A 19,745-nucleotide genomic window follows, 5' to 3' on the forward strand; every position below is an offset into this window, starting at 1 on the left:
TGTCTCTCTACTTGGAGGTCTGGGGGGGAGAGGGGGGAGTGAGAGTGCCGGCGGCGGACGCATCCGCCCGGTACCAGCGCGGGTAATAAGTGCGTACCGCCTCGCCGTCGGCGCGCAGCGCATGGCAGCGGTCGATCTGGAAGGGCTGGCGGTCGGTCTGGGCCTGTCCGCTTTCCTGGGTGTCGAGCACCTCGCCGGCAAAGGCCTGCACCACCGCGGTGGGCAGCACCTGGGCCATCTCGGTGAGGTGGGTGCAGCCCTGGATGCCACCCAGCCGCTCCTTGACGCTTTGGCGGAAGCGCTGCATCAGGTTCAGGCCGACGAGGCGGCCATAGGCATCGCCATAGGCGTCGCAGTGGCCGGGATAGGGCATCCAGTCGGTCTGCGCACCGGCAGCCAGGATGTTCATCTGCTCGTCGATCACCAGGCGCAGCGTCATGTCGTGCACCGGATCGCCGGCGCGGCGCACGCCGCCGGCCAGCGGGTAGTCACGCGCCTTGACATCGACCAGCCGGGCCTCGACCTCCCACCGCCCGCCGCCACAGGCATACACCGCCACGTCGATGCTGCGGCGGTGCTTGAGCTGGCGCTCGGGATGGGCCGGAGGCAAGGCCATGGGCGGGAAGTTTCAGGCGGTTTCGGCAAGCCCATCACTTTAGCATGCTGCGCCGCACCAAAAGAGGGGCGTTGTGCGACAGGCGAACACTTGCCGCTCCGCCATGAAGCAGCCTCAGCCAGGCCATGCAAAGCTTGCATGGGCGCAGATGTCACTTTGGCGACGCGGCGCACTACAGTGCGTGGCACGGCCTGCCAGGGGTCACGAGCCCCGGGCAGCAGCCCTCTTTCGGTCCACTGCAGGAACACAGCATGAGCCACACCTCCTCTTCCACGCCCACCTCGTTTTCGGGTCTGTCGTACGTCAACCCCTCGCCCACCAGCCCTTGGGGCACCTACCTGTCGCAGGTGGACCGCGTGATCCCCTACCTGGGCCCGCTGGCGCGCTGGGCCGAGACGCTCAAGCACCCCAAGCGCACGCTGATCGTCGACATCCCCATCGAGATGGACGATGGCACGGTGCGCCACTTCGAGGGCTATCGCGTGCAGCACAACCTCTCGCGCGGCCCCGGCAAGGGGGGGGTGCGCTATCACCCGGCCGTGACGCTGGAGGAGGTGATGGCCCTGGCGGCCTGGATGACGGTAAAGAACGCCGCCGTCAATCTGCCCTACGGCGGGGCCAAAGGCGGCATCCGCGTCGACCCGAAGCTGCTGTCGATGAAGGAGCTGGAGAAGCTCACGCGGCGCTACACCAGCGAGATCGGCATCATCATCGGCCCGCAGCAGGACATCCCGGCCCCGGACGTGAACACCAACGCCCAGATCATGGCCTGGATGATGGACACCTACTCGATGAACGTGGGGGCCACGGCCACCGGCGTGGTCACGGGCAAGCCCATCCACCTGGGCGGCTCGCTGGGCCGCGTGAAGGCCACCGGACGCGGCGTGTTCGTGACCGGTCGCGAGGCCGCCCGCCGTCTGGGCCTGAACCTGGACGGCGCGCGCGTGGCGGTGCAGGGCTTCGGCAACGTGGGCTCGGCCGCCGCTGAGCTGTTCGCCGGTGCCGGCGCCAAAATCGTCGCGGTGCAGGACCACACCGGCACGATCTTCAACCCGCGGGGCTTCGACATGCACGACCTGATGGCCACCTTGCACCGTGACGGTGGCGTGGGGGCCTTCACCGGCGGCGAACGCATCGACCCCGAGGCCTTCTGGGACGTGGACTGCGACATCCTGATCCCCGCGGCGCTGGAGGGCCAGATCACGCCGGCCCGCGCCAACCGCATCAAGGCCCGGCTGGTGCTCGAGGGCGCCAACGGCCCGACGCTGCCCGAGGCCGACGACGTGTTGGCCGACCGCGGCATCCTCGTGGTGCCCGACGTGATCTGCAACGCCGGCGGCGTGACGGTGAGTTACTTCGAGTGGGTGCAGGACTTCTCGAGCTTCTTCTGGACCGAAGACGAGATCAACGTGCGTCTGGACAAGATCATGGTCGATGCGCTCAAGAAGATTTGGGAGACAGCCGACCGCCTGAAGATCTCGCTGCGCACCGCCACCTTTGCGGTGGCCTGCGAGCGCATCCTGATGGCCCGCCAGGAGCGGGGCTTGTACCCCTGATCAGCGCAGCCAGGGGTCGATCACCAGCCCGAGGAAGACCGCCAGGCCCACCCAGTGGTTCTGGCGGAAGGCGAGGAAGCAGCCCTCGCGGCTGCGGCTGCGGATCAGGCCGTAGTGCCAGACGATCTGGGCCAAGGCGGCAGCCAGGCCCAGCAGCAGGCCGCCGCGGTAGCCCTGCTGCCAGCACAGCACCCCCCAGGTGGCCAGGTACAGCCCATACAAGCCCATCACGGCGCACACATCGAAACGCCCGAAAGTGATGGCCGAGGTGCGGATGCCGATTCTCAGGTCGTCATCGCGGTCGACCATCGCGTATTCGGTGTCGTAGGCCACCACCCAGAAAAGGTTGCCCACCAGCAACGCCCAGGCCAGCGGCGGCACGCCGCCGGTGACCGCCGCAAAGGCCATCGGGATGCCGAAGCTGAAAGCCACGCCCAGGACCGCCTGCGGCATCGAGAAGAAACGCTTGGTGAACGGATAGACGATGGCCACGGCCAGCGCGGCGAACGACCAGGCGATGGTGGCCGCATTGGTGGTGAGCACCAGCACGAAGGCCGCCAGCGCCAGCACGGCCCCCACGGCCAGCGCCTCGCGCGGCGAGACGGCACCGGTGGTGACAGGGCGCTGGGCGGTGCGCTTGACGTGCCGGTCGAAGTCGCGGTCGGCCACGTCGTTGACGGCACAGCCGGCCGAGCGCATCAAGAAGGTGCCGGCCGTGAAGACGAGCAACAGGTGCCAGCCTGGGAAGCCTCCGGCGGCGATCCACAGCGCCGCCAGCGTGGGCCACAGCAGCAGCAGCGAACCCACGGGCCTGTCCCAGCGGATCAACTGCAGGTACAGGTCGAAGCGGGAGGAGGCGAGCGCGGTGTTCACAGCCCGTGATTATCCAACCGCCGCGGCGGCGGACGGTGTGTCACACCTCCAGCAAGCTGCGCAGCATCCAGGCGGTCTTTTCGTGGATGTCCAGTCGCTGGGTGAGCAGGTCGGCGCTGGGTTCGTCGCCGGCCTTGTCCACCAGCGGAAAGATGCCGCGGGCGGTGCGCGCCACGGCCTCATGCCCCTCGACCAGGATGCGCACCATCTCTTCGGCCTTGGGCGGGTCGGCCGGCACGTCGGGCACGCTGCTGACCTTGGCGAAATGGGCATGCGAGGCCATGGCGGGGAAGCCCAGGGCACGGATGCGCTCGGCGATCGGGTCCACCGCGTTCCACAGCTCGGTGTACTGCTCCATGAACATGGTGTGCAGCGTGTTGAACATGGGCCCGGTGACGTTCCAGTGGAAGTTGTGGGTGGTGAGGTACAGCGTGTAGGTGTCGGCCAGCAGCTTGTTCAGACCGGCGGCGATGGCGGCGCGGTCCTTCTCGGGGATGCCGATGTTCACCGGCAGGCGGGTGGACTGGGTCTTGCTCTTGGCCATGGAAAGACGCTCCTTGAGAGGTGGGGGATGGAAAATCATTCGGACAGCTTGTGCACGCCGGCCAGCTCGCAGGCATAGATGGCGTTGCGCAGCGCGGCGATGGCCTCGTAGCGGGTGAAGGTGCGCCGCCACACCAGCACCACGCGCCGCGTGGGCACCGGAGCCGCAAAAGGCACGTAGGCCACGTGGGCCTGCGGTTCGCGCGGCACGCTGAGCTGGGGCACGACCGTCAGGCCCATGCCGGAGGCCACCATGTGCTTGATGGTCTCGAGCGAGGAGCCTTCGAAGCTCTTGCGGATGCCTTCGGCATCGCTGGAAAAGCGCGCGAATTCGGGGCAGACCTCCAGCACGTGATCGCGGAAGCAATGGCCGGTGCCCAGCAGCAGCATGGTCTCGCGCTTGAGCTCCTCGGAGGCGATGTGCTCGCGCGAGGCCAGCGGGTGGGTGCGGGGCACGGCCACCACGAAGGGCTCGTCGTACAGCGGCGCCACCGCCAAGCCGGCTTCCGGGAAGGGTTCGGCCAGGATGGCGCAGTCCAGCTCGCCGGTGCGCAGCATCTCCAGCAGCTTGATCGTGAAGTTCTCATGCAGCATCAGCGGCATCTGCGGCACGCGCTCGATCGCGTTGCGCACCAAGTCGGGCAGCAGATACGGGCCGATGGTGTAGATCACGCCCAGCTTGAGCGGGCCGTTGAGCGGATCCTTGCCCCGTTTGGCGATCTCCTTGATCGCGGCGGCCTGGTCCAGCACGGCCTGGGCTTGGCGCACGATCTCCTCGCCCAGCGGCGTGACGCTCACCTCGCTGGCGCCGCGCTCGAAGATCTTCACGTCGAGCTCGTCCTCGAGCTTCTTGATCGCCACGCTCAGCGTGGGCTGGGAGACGAAGCAGGCCTCGGCCGCGCGGCCGAAATGCTTCTCGCGCGCGACGGCAACGATGTAGCGCAGTTCGGTCAGGGTCATCGCGGGTGCCTCCGGCAGTCGAAGGAAAAAGCTATCGGGGCCATGCCACGATTGTGCGCCGGTTGGCCGCCCGTGGATAGCCTGGGGCTATGCCTTGAGGTAGTCGGCCTTGGTGCCCAGCCAGCGCTCGATGTGCGCCCGTGCGGCGGCGGGATGGCGATCGAGCAGCACGCTGGCGATGCGCCGGGCGGCCTGCAGCCAGTGCAGATCCTGGTTCAGATCGGCAAAACGCAGCAAGGGCGCGCCGGATTGGCGCGCGCCCATGAACTCGCCGGGCCCCCGGATCTCGAGGTCGCGGCGGGCGATCTCGAAGCCGTCGGTGGTCTCGGCCATGGCCTTCAGACGGGCTTTGCCCGTGTCGGACAAAGGCGGGGAGTACAAGAGCACGCACACGCTGGCCACCGCGCCGCGGCCCACGCGCCCGCGCAACTGGTGCAACTGGCTCAGGCCGAAGCGTTCGGCATGCTCGATCACCATCAGGCTGGCGTTGGGCACGTCCACACCCACCTCGATGACGGTGGTGGCCACGAGCAGCTTCATTTCGCCGCCGGCAAAGAGCGACATCACCGCCGCCTTCTCGGCCGCCGGCATGCGCCCGTGCAGCAGGCCCACCAGCGTGCCCGGCAGGGCCTCGCAGAGCTGCCGGTGGGTCTCGGTGGCGTTGCGCAGGTCCAGCGCCTCGCTCTCCTCGATCAGCGGGCACACCCAGTACACCTGCCGGCCCTGCGCCACCTCGGCGCGGATCTTCTCGATCACGGTGTCGCGCTTGTCGTCGGCAAACACCTTGGTGACGATCGGCGAGCGCCCGGGCGGCAGCTCGTCGATGGTGCTCACGTCGAGGTCGGCGTAGTAGCTCATCGCCAGCGTGCGCGGGATGGGCGTGGCGCTCATCATCAGCAGATGGGGCTCCAGCGCCTGGCCCTGCAGCTTGCGGCGCAGCGCCAGGCGCTGGGCCACACCGAAGCGGTGCTGCTCGTCGATGAGGGCCAGCCCGAGCTTGGCGAACTCGACGGGCTCCTGGATCACCGCATGGGTGCCCACCACGAGCTGCGCCTCGCCCGAAGCGACCCGGGCCATCGCCTCGCGCCGGGCCTTGCCCTTGAGGCTGCCGGTGAGCCAGGCCACGCCCACGCCCAGCGGCTCCAGCCAGTCGATGAGCTTGCGGAAATGCTGTTCGGCCAGGATCTCGGTGGGCGCCATCAGCGCACACTGCCAGCCCGCATCGACGGCGATCGCCGCGGCCAGTGCGGCCACCACGGTCTTGCCCGAACCGACGTCGCCCTGCAGCAGGCGGTGCATGGGCTGCTCGCGGGCGATGTCCCGCGCGATCTCCTCCACCACACGCCGCTGGGCCCCCGTGAGCGCAAACGGCAGGGCCGCCAGCAGGCGTTCGTGCAGGCCCTCGCGGCGCGTGGGCAAAGCCGGCGCGCGCAGGCGCGCACGCTCGCGCTGGGCTTGCAATTGCGAGAGCTGCTGCGCAAGCAGCTCCTCGAACTTCAGCCGCTGCCAGGCCGGGTGGCTGCGGTCTTCCAGCGCGGCCAAGGGCGTGCGCGGCGGCGGGTGGTGCAGAAGGTGCAAAGCCTCGCGCAAGGGGGGCAGGCCCGGCGGGATGAACTCGGCCGGCAGGAGCTCGTCCAGGTCGGCCCGGCCCAGCCCCGAAGCCACGGCCTTGCGCAGATAGGCCTGGGGCAGCGCGGCGCTGGTGGGATAGACCGGCGTGAGCGTGGTGGCCAGCGGCGTGTCCTCACTGACGGCCTTGAAGCTGGGATGGACCATCTCGCGGCCGAGGAAGCCGCCGCGCAGCTCGCCGCGGGCGCGCACGCGCCGGCCCACGGCCAGGGTCTTCTGATGGTGGGGGTAGAAGCTGAAAAAGCGCAGCAGCACGGTGTCGCTGCCGTCATCGAGCGTCACCTGCAATTGGCGGCGCGGGCGCAACACGACCTCGCAGCGCGTGACGAGACCTTCGACCTGGACCGTCTGACCGTCGCGCGCATCGGCCAGGCGGGTGAGCCGGGTCTCGTCCTCGTAGCGCAGCGGCAGATGCAGCGCCAGATCGATGTCGCGCACCAGACCCAGTTTCTCCAGGGCCTTCTGGGGGGCGGACTTTTCGGGCTTCGACTCGGCGCGGACCTCGGACATGGGACAATTCTGCCTTTGCATTTCGCCTTCACCGTTGGCACGGGTCGGTCTGGCCCTCAACCCTCATGAGCCACCGCTACACCCTGAGCGACTTCGACTTCGCTCTGCCCCCCGAACTCATCGCCCAGCATCCGGCGCCCGAGCGCAGCGCCTCGCGCTTGCTCGACGGCCGCGCCTGGCCCCCGGTGGACCGCATCTTCCGCGAGCTGCCGGCGCTGTTGACCCCCGGCGACCTGCTCGTCTTCAACGACACCCGCGTGATCAAGGCACGGCTGTTCGGCACCAAGCCCACCGGCGGCGCGGTCGAGGCTCTGGTCGAGAGGGTGCTGCCCGGCCATGAGGTCTGGGCCCACCTGCGCGCGAGCAAGTCGCCCAAGACCGGCAGCATCGTGCGCTTTGCCGACGCCTTCGACGCCGAGGTGCTGGGCCGCAGCGGCCCGGACGACGGTCTGTTTCACCTGCGTTTCCCCGACGATCCGCTGGTGCTGCTAGAGCGCCATGGCCACGTGCCGTTGCCGCCCTACATCACGCATGCCGACAGCGAGGACGATGCCCGCCGCTACCAGACGGTGTTCGCCGCCAAGCCCGGCGCCGTGGCCGCGCCCACTGCGGCCTTGCACTTCGACGAAGGCGTGCTGGCAGCCTTGCACGAGCGGGGCGTGGGTCTGGCGCGGGTGACGCTGCATGTGGGCGCGGGCACCTTCCAGCCGGTGCGCACCGAAAACCTGGCCGAGCACAGGATGCACAGCGAATGGTTCGAGGTGAGCGCCGACACGGTGGCCGCCATCGAACGCACCCGCGCCGCCGGCGCTCGCGTCGTCGCCGTAGGCACCACGACGCTGCGCGCGCTGGAGTCGGCGGCCGTCTCGGGCCAGCTCGTGGCCGGCAGCCGTGACACCGATCTGTTCATCACCCCGGGATTTCGCTTCCGCGTGGTCGATGTGCTTCTCACCAACTTCCACCTGCCCAAGAGCACCTTGATGATGCTGGTGAGCGCTTTGGCGGGCTACGAGCACATCATGGCCTTGTACCGGCATGCGATCGAGCAGCGCTATCGCTTCTTCAGCTACGGGGATGCGATGCTGCTGGAACGCACCCCGGCTCACGATTGAAAGACCTGGCATGACCACCTCTTCCCTCACTCGCGGCCTGCACTTCGAGGTTCTGAAGACCGAAGGCCATGCGCGCCGTGGCCGCCTCACACTCAACCACGGCGTGGTCGAGACGCCGATCTTCATGCCCGTGGGCACTTACGGCACCGTCAAGGGCGTGATGCCGCGTTCGCTGGAGGAGATGGGCGCCCAGATCATCCTGGGCAACACCTTCCACCTGTGGCTGCGCCCGGGGCTGGACATCATCGGCCAGTTTGGCGGCCTGCACCGCTTCGAGGGCTGGGCAAGACCCATCCTCACCGACAGCGGCGGCTTCCAGGTGTGGTCGCTGGGGGAGATGCGGAAAATCTCCGAAGAAGGCGTGCGCTTCGCCTCGCCGGTGAACGGCGACAAGCTGTTCCTCACGCCCGAGGTGAGCATGCAGGTGCAGCACGTCTTGAACAGCGACATCGTGATGCAGTTCGACGAGTGCACGCCCTACGAAACCAAGGGCCACGTCACCACCGAACGCGAGGCCCGCGCCTCGATGGAGCTGAGCCTGCGCTGGGCGAAGCGCTGCCGGGACGAGTTCGAGCGTCTGGGCAACCGCAATGCGCTGTTCGGCATCGTGCAAGGGGGCATGTACACCCATCTGCGCGAGGCCTCGCTGGCCGCACTGGAAGCACTGGACCTGCCCGGCATCGCCGTGGGCGGCCTGAGCGTGGGCGAGCCCAAGGACGAGATGTTGCGCGTGCTCTCGCACATCGGCCCGCGCCTGCCGGCCCACAAGCCGCATTACCTGATGGGCGTGGGCACGCCCGAGGACCTGGTCGAAGGCGTGGCCTGGGGCATCGACATGTTCGACTGCGTGATGCCCACGCGCAATGCGCGCAACGGCCATCTCTTCACCCGCTTCGGCGACCTGCGTCTGCGCAACGCACGCTACAAGAGCGACGAGCGCCCCATCGACGAGACCTGCCGCTGCTACACCTGCGCGAACTTCAGCCGCGCCTACCTGCACCATCTGGACCGCTGCGGCGAGATGCTGGGCCCCATGCTCACCAGCATCCACAATCTGCACTACTACCTGAACCTGATGCGCGAGGTGCGCGAAGCGCTGGACGCCGGCCAGTTCGAGGCGTTCCGGCAGCGCTTCCGCGCCGACCGGCAGCGCGGGGTGTGATCACACCGCGTGCTGCTCCAGCAGGTAGCTGGCGCCGTCGTACTGCGCCAGCACCTCGGTGAGCCAGGGCAGCACCCCGGCCAGGGTGTCGTGCAGCACCCACGGCGGGTTGATCACGAACATCCCGCTGCCCAGCAGGCCGTAGCCGGCTTCCACCGGGCGAGCCACCGTCATGCGCACATGCAGCCAACCCTTGGGCGCCACGCCCTTGAGCCGCTGGGGCAGTTGCTGCGACTCCAGGCGCTGCAACTGCGGGTACCAGACCATGTAGACCCCTTCGGCAAAGCGCTGTACAGCCTCGCGCAAAGCCGCGACCACCTTGCCGTAGTCGGCCTTGAGCTCGTAGGGTGGGTCCATCAGCACCGCGGCGCGGCGCGAGGGGGGCGGAAGCTGGCCTTTCAGCGCCGCAAAGCCATCGGCCGCATGCACCTCGATGTGGGGCTGGCCACCGAAGCTGCGCGAAAGCAGCCGGTGGTCGGTGGGATGCAGCTCATACAGGCGCAGCCGGTCCTGCGGCCGCATCAGGGCGCGCGCAAACGCCGGCGAGCCGGGATAGTGCCTGAGCACGCCCCCCGGGTTGTGCTGCCGCACGATCTCGACGTAGTCGTTCACGGCCGGCGGCAGGTCGTCGCGCTCGACCAAGCGGCCAATGCCCTCGAGGTATTCGGCATGCTGTTGAGCGTGGCGGCTGTGCAGGTCGTAGCCGCCGGCCCCCGCGTGGGTGTCGATCAGCCAGTAAGGCTTGTTCTTTTCACCAAGGTAGCGCAGCACCTGCGTGAGCACCAGGTGCTTGAGGACATCGGCATGGTTGCCCGCGTGAAAGGCGTGGCGGTAAGCGAGCATGGCGGTGTGGGGCCGGCAAAGGCCCCACTGTAACGCCCGCGCGGCCTCAGACGATACCGCGCGCCTTCACGGCGGCGATTTGCTCGTCGCTGAGCCCCAGCTCCCGCAGCACCGCTTCGGTGTCTTCGCCCAGCGTGGGTGCACGTCGCGTGATCCCCCCGGGCGTGCGCGACAGCTTGGGCACGATGCCCGGCACCTCCAGCCTCAGCCCATCGGCGGTGGTGATGGACTCGATCATGCCGCGGGCGCGGTAGTGCGGGTCTTCGGCAATGTCGCGCGCGGTGTAGATGCGCCCGGCGGGCACCTGGGCGGCATTCAGCTTGTCGAGCACCTCGGCCACGGTGCGCGAAGCTGTCCACGCGCCAATGGCCGCGTCGATCTCGGCCACGCGCTTGACGCGGCCCACGTTGTCGGAAAGCGTCGGGTCCTGCCCCAGGTCGTCGCGGCCGATGGCGCTCATCAGGCGCTTGAAAATGGAGTCGCCGTTGCCAGCCACCAGCACCCAGCCGTCGGTGCAGGCGTAGGCGTTGCTGGGCGCGATGCCGGGCAGGGCCGAGCCGGCCGGCTCGCGCACCACGCCGAAGGCGCTGTACTCGGGCAGCAGGCTTTCCATGACGTTGAAGACGCTTTCGTACAGCGCCACATCGACCACCTGCCCGCGGCCAGAGCGATGGCGCTCGTGCAGCGCCATCAACACGCCGATCACTCCATGCAATGACGCCAGCGTATCGCCGAGGCTCACCCCCACGCGCACGGGCACGCGGCCCGGCTCGGCCGTGAGGTGGCGCAGGCCGCCCATGGCTTCGGCCACCACGCCAAAGCCGGGGCGGTCCTTGTAGGGGCCGCTTTGCCCATAGCCGCTGATGCGCAGCATCACCAGGGCCGGGTTGGTGCGCGACAGTTCGTCGTAGCCCAGGCCCCACTTTTCCATCATGCCGGGCTTGAAGTTCTCGATCAGCACGTCGGCCTCGTCAGCCAGGCGGCGCACGATGTCGCGGTCGGACGGCTCGCGCAGGTCGAGCACCACGCTCTTCTTGTTGCGCGACTGCACCTGCCACCACACGCTGGTGCCGTTGTGCAGCAGCCGCCATTGGCGCAGCGGGTCGCCGTGGCCCGGCGGTTCGATCTTGATCACCTCGGCGCCGAAATCGGCCAGTGTCTTGGCCGCAAAGGGGCCGGCGATGAGCTGGCCGAGTTCGAGGATCTTCAGGCCGGCCAGCGGGCCGCGGGAGACAGGCGGGGTGTTCATCGGGAAGCAGGGGGACTCATCGTGGGCATGCCGCGTTCGCGCAACTCAGCGCAATGATCACGTGAGGGTTGGGCCGCGGCCACACGCACCTCGTCGAAACCTTCCGCAGGCTCGCTGCCTGCGGGTGCAAACGCCGTGGTACGTACCCTCAAGGTGGGGGCATGACGCGGCAGGTGCAGCGGCACGCCCGTGGCACGCGAGGCATGCACCGCCCCGGCCAGCAACAGCACGACAGCCTCGGACGGGGCGCCGCGCGCCGAGGCGGCGATCGTGGCGGCCAGCGCATCGTCGCGGGCGATCTGCATGCGCGCCATCGCGGGCAGTTGCGCTTGCGGCACCAGGCCGCAGTGGCCGTCGCGCACGGCCTCCACCAGACGCTGGCGGGCCGCGGCCGGCACGGCATCGTCCCACCCGGCCTGGCCCATGGCCGCACGCAGCTCGGCGCGCGGCAGGTTGCCGCCGTGCACCGGCACCCCCGCGCGCACCGCCGCCATCACGACCGGGCCGTACACGGCCCAGGGCCAGCCGGGCTCATGCCAGGCCAGGGCCTCGCGCACCTGCGCGTCGGACGCATCGCGCGGCAGACCTTCGGTGTGGCGGCCGCGCTCGGCCATCTCGAGCACCAGGGCCCACAAACGGCCTTGCGCGGCCAGCTCGCCAACGATCTGCGCCGCCTGGCGCTGGTGATCGGGCTGGTCGTGCAGTTCGCCCAGCAGCCAGGCCGTCTGGGCCGCGGCCGCCGCGCACCCGACCATCCACAGGGCCACGAGGAGTTGCTTCATGCCGGCATCTTAGGGCCGGACGGCGCCATGGCCCGACGCAAGGCCTCGATCGCAAAGCGTACCTTGGCAGGCTGGGCCTCACGCTGGGGCGTGAGGGCATACATGCCCAGCGGTGGCGGCCGCCAGTGAGGCAACAGGGGCACGAGGCGTCCGCTTTGGAGGGCGTCTTCGATGTCGAGGTCGCCCAGCACCGCCAGGCCCAGGCCGGCCTCGCACATCTGCTGCAGCGACAACTGGTTGTTGCTGATCACCCGCGCCTGCACCCGCAGACGCTCGACCGCGCCGGCCGGGCCGTGCAGTTCGAGCACCGCCCCCAGGCTGCCGCCGGCGGTGCGCAGCCAGTCGTGGGCCAGCAGCTCGGCCGGCGAGCCCGGCACGCCGCGCGCAGCCAGATAAGCGGGCGCAGCGCACACCATCATCCTCAGCTCGCCCAGGCGGTGCGCCACCCAGGTGGAGTCGGGCAGCCGGCCGAAGCGGATGGCCAGGTCGATGCGCTGCTCGACCAGGTCGATCAGGGTGTCGTCCACCTGCAGGTGCAGCCTCAGCCCGGGGTTGGCCGCCAGCAACGGCGCCAGCGCCGGCCCCAGGTGGCGCGCAAACCCCACCGGCGACGACACCCTCAGCTCGCCCACCGGTGCGTCGCGCATCTGCGCGAGCTGTTCGCCGGCACCGCGCGCAGCGGCCAGCATGGCGGCACAGCCTTCGTGGAAGCGCTCGCCGGCCACGGTGAGGCGCAGCTTGCGCGTGGAGCGCGTGAGTAGCGTGACGCCCATGTCGCGTTCGAGCTGGCGCACCTGCTGGCTCACGGCCGAGGCAGTGGTGCCCAGCGCCCGGGCTGCTGCGTTCATCGAACCCTGCTCGACCACGGTGGCGAACACCGCCATGCGCTTGAGCTGCTCGATCATGCAGTTTTTCTAAACAAGAAAGTCAGATTTCGCAGACTAGTTTAGTTTGATTTGCGGATCTATCGTTCAGGCCTCGCAACCCATCGCTCGAGGAGCTCTATGAAGATCGCCCTGATCGGCCCCACCGGCTTCGTCGGTTCGGCCGTGCTGACCGAAGCCCTGCAACGCAACCATGCCGTGACCGCGCTGTCGCGCGAGCCTGCCAAGCTCGCCCCCCGGCCCGGCCTGACGGTGGTGCAGGCCGATGCCACCGACCCCGCCCAGGTGGCCGCCGCCGTGGCCGGCACCGATGCCGTGGTGAGTGCCTACAACCCGGGCTGGACCCACCCGCAGATCCATGACGAATACCTGCGCGGCACGCGCGCCATCTTCGAGGGGGTGAAGCGCTCCCGCGTGAAGCGCCTGCTGGTGGTGGGCGGCGCGGGCAGCCTCTACGTGGCCCCCGGCGTTCAACTGGTGGACACACCCACCTTCCCCGCCGAATGGAAGCAGGGGGCGCTGGCCGCCCGTGAAGCGCTCCACCTGATCCGCCAGGAGACAGCGCTGGACTGGACCTTCCTGTCCCCGCCCGTGTTCCTGCAGCCCGGCGAGCGCACCGGCGCCTACCGCCTGGGCGGCGACGAGGTGTTGATGGCCGGTGAGCAGCCGGCCGGCATCTCGGTGGCCGACCTCGCCGTGGCCGTGCTCGACGAGATCGAGCATCCGAAACACCTGCAGCGGCGCTTCACGGTGGCTGGCGCCTGAGCCGGTCAGGCCGCAACGCAGCTTTCCGAGCTCGTTGACCGCGTTCACGCCGACCTCGTGCACCGCACAGCCGCCTTCCATCGTGAAAACGGTGGGCCCTTCGCGGTCCCGCACTGCACGTGCCGCATCGAAACCCACGATGGACGTGCAGATGCCGGCAATGAAGCGGCTCAACCCGGCCAGCGCAGCGCCAGCGCCTCGGCCCGTGCCAGTTGCCGCGTCAGCCAGTGGCGGGTGACGGCCGCCTGCGGCGTGTCGTCGCGCAGCCAGCGGGCATAGGTGGCCAGGAAGAGACCGCTGAGCGCCACCTCCTCGGCTTCGCGCCGCAGCCCCACGCAGGGCAGGCGCGCCACCTCGCGCCACCACTGCACTGTGCGGCTCACGCGAAGCGCACCCTGAGCCTGCAGGTGCAGGTGATCTATCTGCAGCTTGTAGCGCAGCATCGCGGCGCTGAGCCGGCGGTGCGGGGCCTGGGCCTGCAGCCAAGCCCACAGGGCCCGCTCCAGGCGGTCGCGCACCGGCAGCGCCTCCCATCCCGGAGTCTCCCCGGCGGCCAGCAGGGCGCGGTCGGCGCGATCGAACCAGGCCTCGGCCAGCGCGTCCTTGCCGGCATAGTGGCGGTGGATGACCGGCAGGCCCACCCCCAGGGCCTGGGCCAGGTCGTGCAAATGCAAGGCGTCCCAGCCCAGGCGCTCGCCCAGGACGAGGGCCGCATCGAGGATCTGTTCGGCGTTGGGCTGCAAGGAGTCGTCCATGCAGCGACGGTAGCGCGAGGCTGGGCGCTTGTCGATCACCGGGCCTCGGCCAGGGCTTCGGCAGTGTGTGGGTCCCTCATGGCGGCAGCGTCGGACCTCTCCGACGAGCACACCCCGCCCATCGGATCGGCCACGCTCATGGAGTCCCTCCACATCGCGTCCGGCGCCCCCTCAGGGCGCCTCGCCATGGACGCCGACGGGGGTGTCCATGCCAACTCCTTGCGCTTAGGTGGTCCCGCGTGCAACGAACAGGCCGTTCAGCGCCCCATCGGGTTCACGCCGAACAGCCAGGCATGGGCCCAGACCACGAACACGCCGTAGATCACCAGGCCGCCGAGCACGGCCAGCGCGTCGTTCACCACGGACCCCGGCGCATCGTCCTTGGCGGGACGGCGCTTGACCGCGATGCGGTCGGCCACGGCCCAGGCCAGGAAGCCGCCGAACAGCAGCACGTCGGCCAGCGTGCCATTGGCCAGCAGGTGGGCCAGGGCCCAGAACTTGGTGGCCGCAAGCATGGGGTGCTTGGCGGCGCGTTGGATGCGCCCGGGCAGGTAGGCCGCCAGCAGCAGCACGAAGACCGGCAGCATCAGCAGCATCGCCCCATGGCGCAGGGCCACCGGCGGCGTGTAAAGCACCACCGGCGCCTGTCGGGCCAGGCCGTAGCCATAGACGATGAGCGCGAAGCCCGCCAGCGAGACGAGCGAATACAAGCCCTTCCACGGGCCCTCGCCCAGGCGTGCCACCATGCCATCCCGCCAGGGGCGCGACACGATGGACACCGAATGGACGCCCAGGAAAAGGACCAGACCCAGGATCAGCAGGCTCATCGGGACTCCCGTCAAGGTGACCGCGGCCACCGCGGCCGCCACGGCGCGATGCTAGGCAAAAAGCGGCGCGCTGTCTTGCTGACAGCGTCATGTCAGCACGATGCGCCGATGCCGCAGGTCCGATGCACGCGGCCCACAAAATGCACCTCGTGGCACGCCGCGCGCAGGCCGTGCACCTGGCCGGGCAGCACTTCGACTGTGCCGCCGGCGACCGGCTGCACACGGCGTCCTCCTACAAGTACAGCGTCGAGGGCTTTCGTGCCCTGGCTGCGCCATCGGGCTTCGTGCCCGAGGCCGTGTGGCGCGATCCGCAGCGTTTATGCTCGGCACACTGGCTCAAGAGCAAGGCATGACGATGCAAGCACCCCCCCTGCCCCCCGCTGGTACTGGGAAGACTTCGCCCCCGGCACGGTGCGCGAGTTCGGCGCCAAGCGCGTCGAGCGCGACGAGGTGATCCGATTCGCCCGCGAATTCGACCCCCAACCCTTCCATCTCGACGACACCGCGGCCGCCGCCCACCCGCTGTTCCGTGGCCTGGCCGCCAGCGGCTGGCACACCTGCGCGATGGTCATGCGCATGATGTGCGACGCCTATCTGCTGGAAGCCGCCAGCCTGGGCTCGCCGGGGCTGGACAAGCTGCAGTGGCTACGGCCCGTCTATCCCGGCGACGTGCTGCGCGTGCGCATGCAAACCCTCGAAGCGCGGCCGATGAACAGCAAGCCGCACGTGGGCCTGGTGCGCACGCAGTGGGAGGCCATCGCCCGCCGTCCTTCGGGCGAGGACGAGGTGGTGCTGCGCATGGAAGGCTGGGGCATGTTCCAGCGCCGTGGCGTGGCGGCGCAGGATGCGGTCTGATCAGAAGCCGAGGGACGCCAGCAGGTCGTCCACCTCGTCCTGCTTGAGCGCCTTGTCGGGCACCTGCGGCCCGGCGAGTTCCTGACTGGAGGGCACGCTGGCCGGCCTGCTGCGCTCGGCCGGGGCTGCGCCGCCGACCCCCTGGAGTTGCTCGGGCGCGCTGGCCACCAGCAGGTCCAGCAACTGGCGCTCGGTGCGGGTGATGATGTCGATCACCTTCTTGATGACCTGGCCGGAGAGGTCCTGGAAGTCCTGCGACAGCATGATCTGGCTGAGGATCTCGCCCTGCCCCTGCGCAAAGCCCGCGGCGCGCTCGGCATAGTCGGCACACAGCTTCATCATCGCGCGCGAGCGCTCAGGCGACAGCTCCGCCGTCTCGGCCAGGCGGCGCAGGCTTTCGGCCAGCTCACGGCCCTGAGCCGCCACCTCGTTGCACCGGGGCTTGGCCTCGTCCACCAGGTTGAGCACCTTGTTGGCCGCCTCCTCGGTCATCTTGCCCACATAGGCCAGGCGCTCGCGCGCATCGGGGATCTCCTGGGCCACGCGGTGCAGCTCCTGGCCTGCCCCCAAGGCCAGCATCGCCTCGTGGAGCTGGCGCGTGATGCGGCCCAGCCACATGAAGGCTTCGTCCTTGGAAATGGTGGGAGTCGTGCCGGGATCGGTCTGCATGGGAGTTCGGGAGAAAGCGGCCAAAGCGTGACACCCATCGGCCAAGGCCAGGGGGCCCGCCGATTCTGCCAAAGGCACGCCAGACTCCCCACGCTGGACTGCCAAGCCGGGGTGTCCCTGGGGGACATGGCCGGCCCGCGCTGCGCTACAGTGTGCGCAACGGCCGTCGTCCGGCCGATGGACCCTCCCCATGGCCAAGCCGACACTGTTGTGCCTGACAGCCCTCGCCCTGATGGGGAGCGGCGGGGCCGCGCAGGCCGAAGACGTGCGCTGGGACGCCCAGGGCGCCGCCAGCCTCGTTTTCACCATCGCCACCAAGTCCGAACACGAAGCCTGCAGCCGGCTCGCCTCGGGCGAGCGGGTGGTCTGGGCTTTCGTCGCGCAAGGGCCGGTGGATTTCACCCTCCGCGACGCACACACCCGGCAGGTGGTGGGCGGTGCCACGCGCAGCGCCGTGCGCGAGGCGCGCGACGCCCTGGAAGTGCCGCGCACGCAGGTGGTGTGCTGGGCCTGGGTCAACCGCGGTGCGGCCGACATCCAGGTGTCACTGCAGTTGCGCAAGCGCTGAGACCGTACGGGTCATGCCAGTCGATCCAGCCCTGCGCGCCCTGAACATCGACCTGCCGGCCCGGCCCGAGGTGCTGGTCCAGCTCTCGCTGCTGCTGGCCGAGGACGAGGTGGACTTCAAGGCCATGGCCAGACTCATCGAGGGGGACATGGCCCTGGCCGCGGGCGTGCTCAAGGCCCTGAACGCGCCGATCTACGGCCTGCGCCACCAGGTGCGCACCGTGCAGCAGGCCCTGCAGTACCTGGGCAGCAGCCAAGTGGCGGCGATCGCCTATGAGATGGGCCTGCGCTCGGTCTTTCCCGCCACGCCCGAACTGGAGGCCCTGTGGTCCCGCGCGAGCCGGCGCGGCCTGCTGATGGGCCTGATGGCCCGCCAGCTCGGGCTGAACGCCTTCGTGGCCCATTCGGCCGGGCTGTTCGAGGAATGCGGCAAGGCCGTGATGCTGCGGCATGCCCCGCAGCGCTACGGCCCGATGCTCAAGACCGCGCCTTCGGACGACCTGCTGGTGTTGCAGGAGATGCAGGCCTTCGGCGTGAGCCACGATGCGTTGGGCGCCGCGCTGTGCGAAACCTGGATGCTCGATCCGGCCGCCATCGCCTGCGTGCGCTACCACGTGGCGGTGCACAGCGGCGGCACCTGGCCCAGCCTGCCGCCGGCGCGGCCCCTGTGTGCGCTGTCCACCGTGGCCCACTACCTGCTGCGCGCGCCCGACATGCTCGAAGCGGCCGTGCCCGCCGTCGCAGCGCTTGCGCCATTGGACGAAGCGGCCCTGATGCAGGTCGCGCGCGAGGTGCAATCCGTGATGTCCACACGCCTGTGAACTGCAGGTCGGAACCGGACCGCAGGTCCTGACCCCTGCGCGACAGGCTTTCAGGACAAATCCGGGTGGTCCGGGGGTCGGGGGGGTGTCATCCTCGTTTTCCCTTGCTTTCGAGGTGATTCCATGAAGCGTCGACACATCCTGCGCGCCCTGGGCGGGTCCGCCGTGGCTCTGGGCGTGGCCCCCTGGGTCCGGGCCCAGGCCTTTCCCAGCCAACCGATCAAGCTGCTGATCGCCTTTCCCGCAGGCGGCCCCACCGACATCACGATGCGCGTACTCGCCGAGAACGCCTCCAAGATCCTCGGCCAGACCGTGGTGGTCGAGAACCGCTCCGGGGCCGGCGGCACCCTGCCCGCCCAGGCGCTGCAGACCGCCAAGCCCGACGGCTACACCCTCGCCCAGATCCCGCTGGGCGTGTTCCGCCTGCCCTACACCACCAAGATCAACTGGGATCCGGTCAAGGACATCACCTACATCCTGTGCGTCACCGGTTATGCCTTCGGCGTGGTGGTGCCGGCCGACTCGCCCTTCAAAGAATGGAAGGACTTCGTCGCTTATGCCAAGGCCAACCCCGGTAAGCTGAGCTACGGCTCCACCGGGGCCCTGACCAGCCCGCACCTGACGATGGAGGAGATCGCGCAGAAGCTGGGCATCCAGCTCAACCACATCCCCTACCGCGGCAGCGCCCCGCTGATGCAGGACCTGCTGGGCGGCCAGCTCATGGCCGCCGCCGACTCCACCGGCTTTGCCCCGCATGTGGAAGCCGGCAAGCTGCGCCTGCTCAACACCTGGGGGGCCAAGCGGCTCAAGCGCTTCCCTGACGTGCCCACGCTGATGGAACTGGGCCTGGGCATCGTGCAGGCCTCGCCCTACGGCATTGGCGCGCCCAGGGGCATGGACCCGGGGCTGGTCAAGACCCTGCACGACGCCTTCAAGCAGGCAATGGAGATGCCCAACCACGTGGAAGCCCTGGCGAAGTATGACCAGGAGCTGATGTACATGAGCTCGGCCCAGTACACCCGCTTTGCCGAAGAGACCTTCGCCAAGGAGAAGGCCCTGATCGAAAAGCTCGGACTGGCCAAGCCGAGCTGACCGCCCTGCGGTGTGTGCCGGCGGCCGCGGCGGCCGGCACACGTCACGGCGCCACGTACGACCCCGACTTGCCGCCGTGCTTTTCCAGCAGGCGGATGCCGCCCATGGTCATGCCCCGGTCCACGGCCTTGCACATGTCGTAGATCGTGAGCAGACCCACCTGCACGGCGGTGAGGGCCTCCATCTCGACGCCGGTGCGCCCGAGCGTCTCGACCTGGGCGCGGCAACGCACGCGGCAGGCCGCGGCATCGACCTCGAAATCGACCGCCACCCGGGTGATGGGCAGCGGGTGGCACAACGGGATCAGGTCGGCCGTGCGCTTGGCACCCTGGATGGCGGCAATGCGGGCGATGCCCAGCACGTCCCCCTTGCGGGCCGTGCCGGCCACGATGGCTTGCAGCGTGGCCGGCCGCATCTCGATGTGGCCTTCGGCCACCGCCACGCGGTGGGTCACGTCCTTGGCGGCCACGTCCACCATGTGAGCCTGGCCCTGCGCATCGAAATGTGTCAGCCCCCCGGCCGGAGGGCTTGGAGCGGGATGATTCATGATCGGTGCATGATAGCGAGGACCGCCGGAGATGTTTCCGCCGTGTAAAGGCACCGAACCTCGCCGTCCCCCCGGTTTCCAATGAGGCTGTCTGCCACGAACCGGGCTTGCGCCCTGGTAAGGTCCGC

Annotated in this window: 22 protein-coding genes; 9 read left to right on the forward strand and 13 right to left on the reverse strand. The window is 69.3% G+C overall.

The window, feature by feature from the left end; translation table 11 throughout:
- Positions 1–7: 7 nt before the first annotated feature.
- Positions 8–616, reverse strand: a complete 609-nt coding sequence (locus AC1ECW_RS02015) for a DUF2889 domain-containing protein (RefSeq protein WP_409710006.1) — start codon at positions 614–616, stop codon at positions 8–10.
- A gap of 251 nt (positions 617–867) precedes the next feature.
- On the opposite strand from AC1ECW_RS02015, the gene AC1ECW_RS02020 reads away from it, so the two are divergent.
- A complete protein-coding gene (locus AC1ECW_RS02020; protein ID WP_481201067.1) occupies positions 868–2,172 on the forward strand; it encodes a Glu/Leu/Phe/Val family dehydrogenase in 1,305 nt (434 codons plus the stop codon).
- On the opposite strand, the gene ubiA is transcribed toward AC1ECW_RS02020, so the two are convergent.
- The 4 genes from ubiA to recG all read right to left on the reverse strand — a co-directional run bounded on the left by ubiA (position 2,173) and on the right by recG (position 6,687).
- The gene (ubiA, locus tag AC1ECW_RS02025) at positions 2,173–3,045 is read right to left on the reverse strand and encodes a 4-hydroxybenzoate octaprenyltransferase (protein ID WP_481201068.1); all 873 of its coding nucleotides are present in this window, start codon (positions 3,043–3,045) and stop codon (positions 2,173–2,175) included.
- Between the two features lie 40 nt (positions 3,046–3,085).
- Positions 3,086–3,589 carry a Dps family protein gene (locus AC1ECW_RS02030; RefSeq protein WP_481201069.1) on the reverse strand — a complete coding sequence of 168 codons (504 nt, stop codon included), beginning with the start codon at positions 3,587–3,589 and terminating at the stop codon, positions 3,086–3,088.
- Between the two features lie 35 nt (positions 3,590–3,624).
- Positions 3,625–4,548, reverse strand: a complete 924-nt coding sequence (locus AC1ECW_RS02035) for a LysR substrate-binding domain-containing protein (protein ID WP_409707677.1) — start codon at positions 4,546–4,548, stop codon at positions 3,625–3,627.
- An 87-nt stretch (positions 4,549–4,635) separates the two neighbouring features.
- Positions 4,636–6,687 carry an ATP-dependent DNA helicase RecG gene (gene recG / locus AC1ECW_RS02040; RefSeq protein ID WP_481201070.1) on the reverse strand — a complete coding sequence of 684 codons (2,052 nt, stop codon included), beginning with the start codon at positions 6,685–6,687 and terminating at the stop codon, positions 4,636–4,638.
- A 65-nt stretch (positions 6,688–6,752) separates the two neighbouring features.
- Here recG and queA point away from each other — a divergent pair, with 65 nt between their 5' ends.
- On the forward strand, positions 6,753–7,799 hold the full coding sequence (gene queA / locus AC1ECW_RS02045) for a tRNA preQ1(34) S-adenosylmethionine ribosyltransferase-isomerase QueA (protein ID WP_481201071.1): 1,047 nt from the start codon (positions 6,753–6,755) through the stop codon (positions 7,797–7,799).
- 10 nt (positions 7,800–7,809) lie between these two features.
- A complete protein-coding gene (gene tgt / locus AC1ECW_RS02050) occupies positions 7,810–8,961 on the forward strand; it encodes a tRNA guanosine(34) transglycosylase Tgt (protein WP_481201072.1) in 1,152 nt (383 codons plus the stop codon).
- On the opposite strand, the gene AC1ECW_RS02055 is transcribed toward tgt, so the two are convergent.
- The 4 genes from AC1ECW_RS02055 to AC1ECW_RS02070 are packed head-to-tail and all read right to left on the reverse strand — an operon-like array spanning position 8,962 to position 12,737.
- Entirely contained in the window at positions 8,962–9,804 is an 843-nt protein-coding gene (locus AC1ECW_RS02055) for a 23S rRNA (adenine(2030)-N(6))-methyltransferase RlmJ (protein WP_481201073.1), read from the reverse strand.
- Positions 9,805–9,850: 46 nt separating this feature from the next.
- Positions 9,851–11,053 (reverse strand): CaiB/BaiF CoA transferase family protein, encoded by a 1,203-nt coding sequence (locus AC1ECW_RS02060; protein ID WP_481201074.1) that lies wholly within the window; start codon positions 11,051–11,053, stop codon positions 9,851–9,853.
- Complete coding sequence (locus AC1ECW_RS02065; protein WP_481201075.1) at positions 11,050–11,835, reverse strand: ChaN family lipoprotein; 786 nt, start codon at positions 11,833–11,835, stop codon at positions 11,050–11,052. Before AC1ECW_RS02065 ends, AC1ECW_RS02060 begins: the two co-directional genes overlap by 4 nt.
- Positions 11,832–12,737, reverse strand: a complete 906-nt coding sequence (locus tag AC1ECW_RS02070) for a LysR family transcriptional regulator (protein WP_409704583.1) — start codon at positions 12,735–12,737, stop codon at positions 11,832–11,834. Before AC1ECW_RS02070 ends, AC1ECW_RS02065 begins: the two co-directional genes overlap by 4 nt.
- Positions 12,738–12,839: 102 nt before the next feature.
- On the opposite strand from AC1ECW_RS02070, the gene AC1ECW_RS02075 reads away from it, so the two are divergent.
- Entirely contained in the window at positions 12,840–13,484 is a 645-nt protein-coding gene (locus AC1ECW_RS02075) for an NAD(P)-dependent oxidoreductase (protein WP_409704543.1), read from the forward strand.
- A 170-nt stretch (positions 13,485–13,654) separates the two neighbouring features.
- Here AC1ECW_RS02075 and AC1ECW_RS02080 read toward each other — a convergent pair whose 3' ends face one another.
- Entirely contained in the window at positions 13,655–14,278 is a 624-nt protein-coding gene (locus AC1ECW_RS02080; RefSeq protein WP_409704545.1) for a TetR family transcriptional regulator, read from the reverse strand.
- 218 nt (positions 14,279–14,496) lie between these two features.
- Positions 14,497–15,066: an NnrU family protein gene (locus tag AC1ECW_RS02085; protein WP_409704547.1), complete on the reverse strand. Its 570-nt coding sequence runs from the start codon at positions 15,064–15,066 to the stop codon at positions 14,497–14,499.
- A gap of 89 nt (positions 15,067–15,155) precedes the next feature.
- On the opposite strand from AC1ECW_RS02085, the gene AC1ECW_RS02090 reads away from it, so the two are divergent.
- Together AC1ECW_RS02090 and AC1ECW_RS02095 are read left to right on the forward strand one after the other, a co-directional pair.
- A complete protein-coding gene (locus tag AC1ECW_RS02090) occupies positions 15,156–15,419 on the forward strand; it encodes an L-histidine N(alpha)-methyltransferase (protein ID WP_481201076.1) in 264 nt (87 codons plus the stop codon).
- Positions 15,420–15,477: 58 nt separating this feature from the next.
- Entirely contained in the window at positions 15,478–15,921 is a 444-nt protein-coding gene (locus AC1ECW_RS02095) for a MaoC family dehydratase (protein WP_481201077.1), read from the forward strand.
- On the opposite strand, the gene AC1ECW_RS02100 is transcribed toward AC1ECW_RS02095, so the two are convergent.
- On the reverse strand, positions 15,922–16,590 hold the full coding sequence (locus AC1ECW_RS02100; RefSeq protein ID WP_481201078.1) for a protein phosphatase CheZ: 669 nt from the start codon (positions 16,588–16,590) through the stop codon (positions 15,922–15,924).
- Between the two features lie 190 nt (positions 16,591–16,780).
- Between AC1ECW_RS02100 and AC1ECW_RS02105 the strand changes: the two genes are divergently transcribed.
- The 3 genes from AC1ECW_RS02105 (at position 16,781) to AC1ECW_RS02115 (ending at position 19,070) form a co-directional block, all read left to right on the forward strand.
- Positions 16,781–17,158: a hypothetical protein gene (locus AC1ECW_RS02105; protein ID WP_481201079.1), complete on the forward strand. Its 378-nt coding sequence runs from the start codon at positions 16,781–16,783 to the stop codon at positions 17,156–17,158.
- Between the two features lie 13 nt (positions 17,159–17,171).
- Positions 17,172–17,978, forward strand: coding sequence for an HDOD domain-containing protein (locus AC1ECW_RS02110; protein WP_481201080.1), 807 nt, complete (start codon positions 17,172–17,174; stop codon positions 17,976–17,978).
- Positions 17,979–18,101: 123 nt separating this feature from the next.
- A complete protein-coding gene (locus tag AC1ECW_RS02115; protein ID WP_481201081.1) occupies positions 18,102–19,070 on the forward strand; it encodes a Bug family tripartite tricarboxylate transporter substrate binding protein in 969 nt (322 codons plus the stop codon).
- A 43-nt stretch (positions 19,071–19,113) separates the two neighbouring features.
- Here AC1ECW_RS02115 and moaC read toward each other — a convergent pair whose 3' ends face one another.
- Positions 19,114–19,617 carry a cyclic pyranopterin monophosphate synthase MoaC gene (gene moaC / locus AC1ECW_RS02120; protein ID WP_409704557.1) on the reverse strand — a complete coding sequence of 168 codons (504 nt, stop codon included), beginning with the start codon at positions 19,615–19,617 and terminating at the stop codon, positions 19,114–19,116.
- Positions 19,618–19,745: the final 128 nt, after the last annotated feature.

Source organism: Caldimonas hydrothermalis (assembly GCF_056746695.1).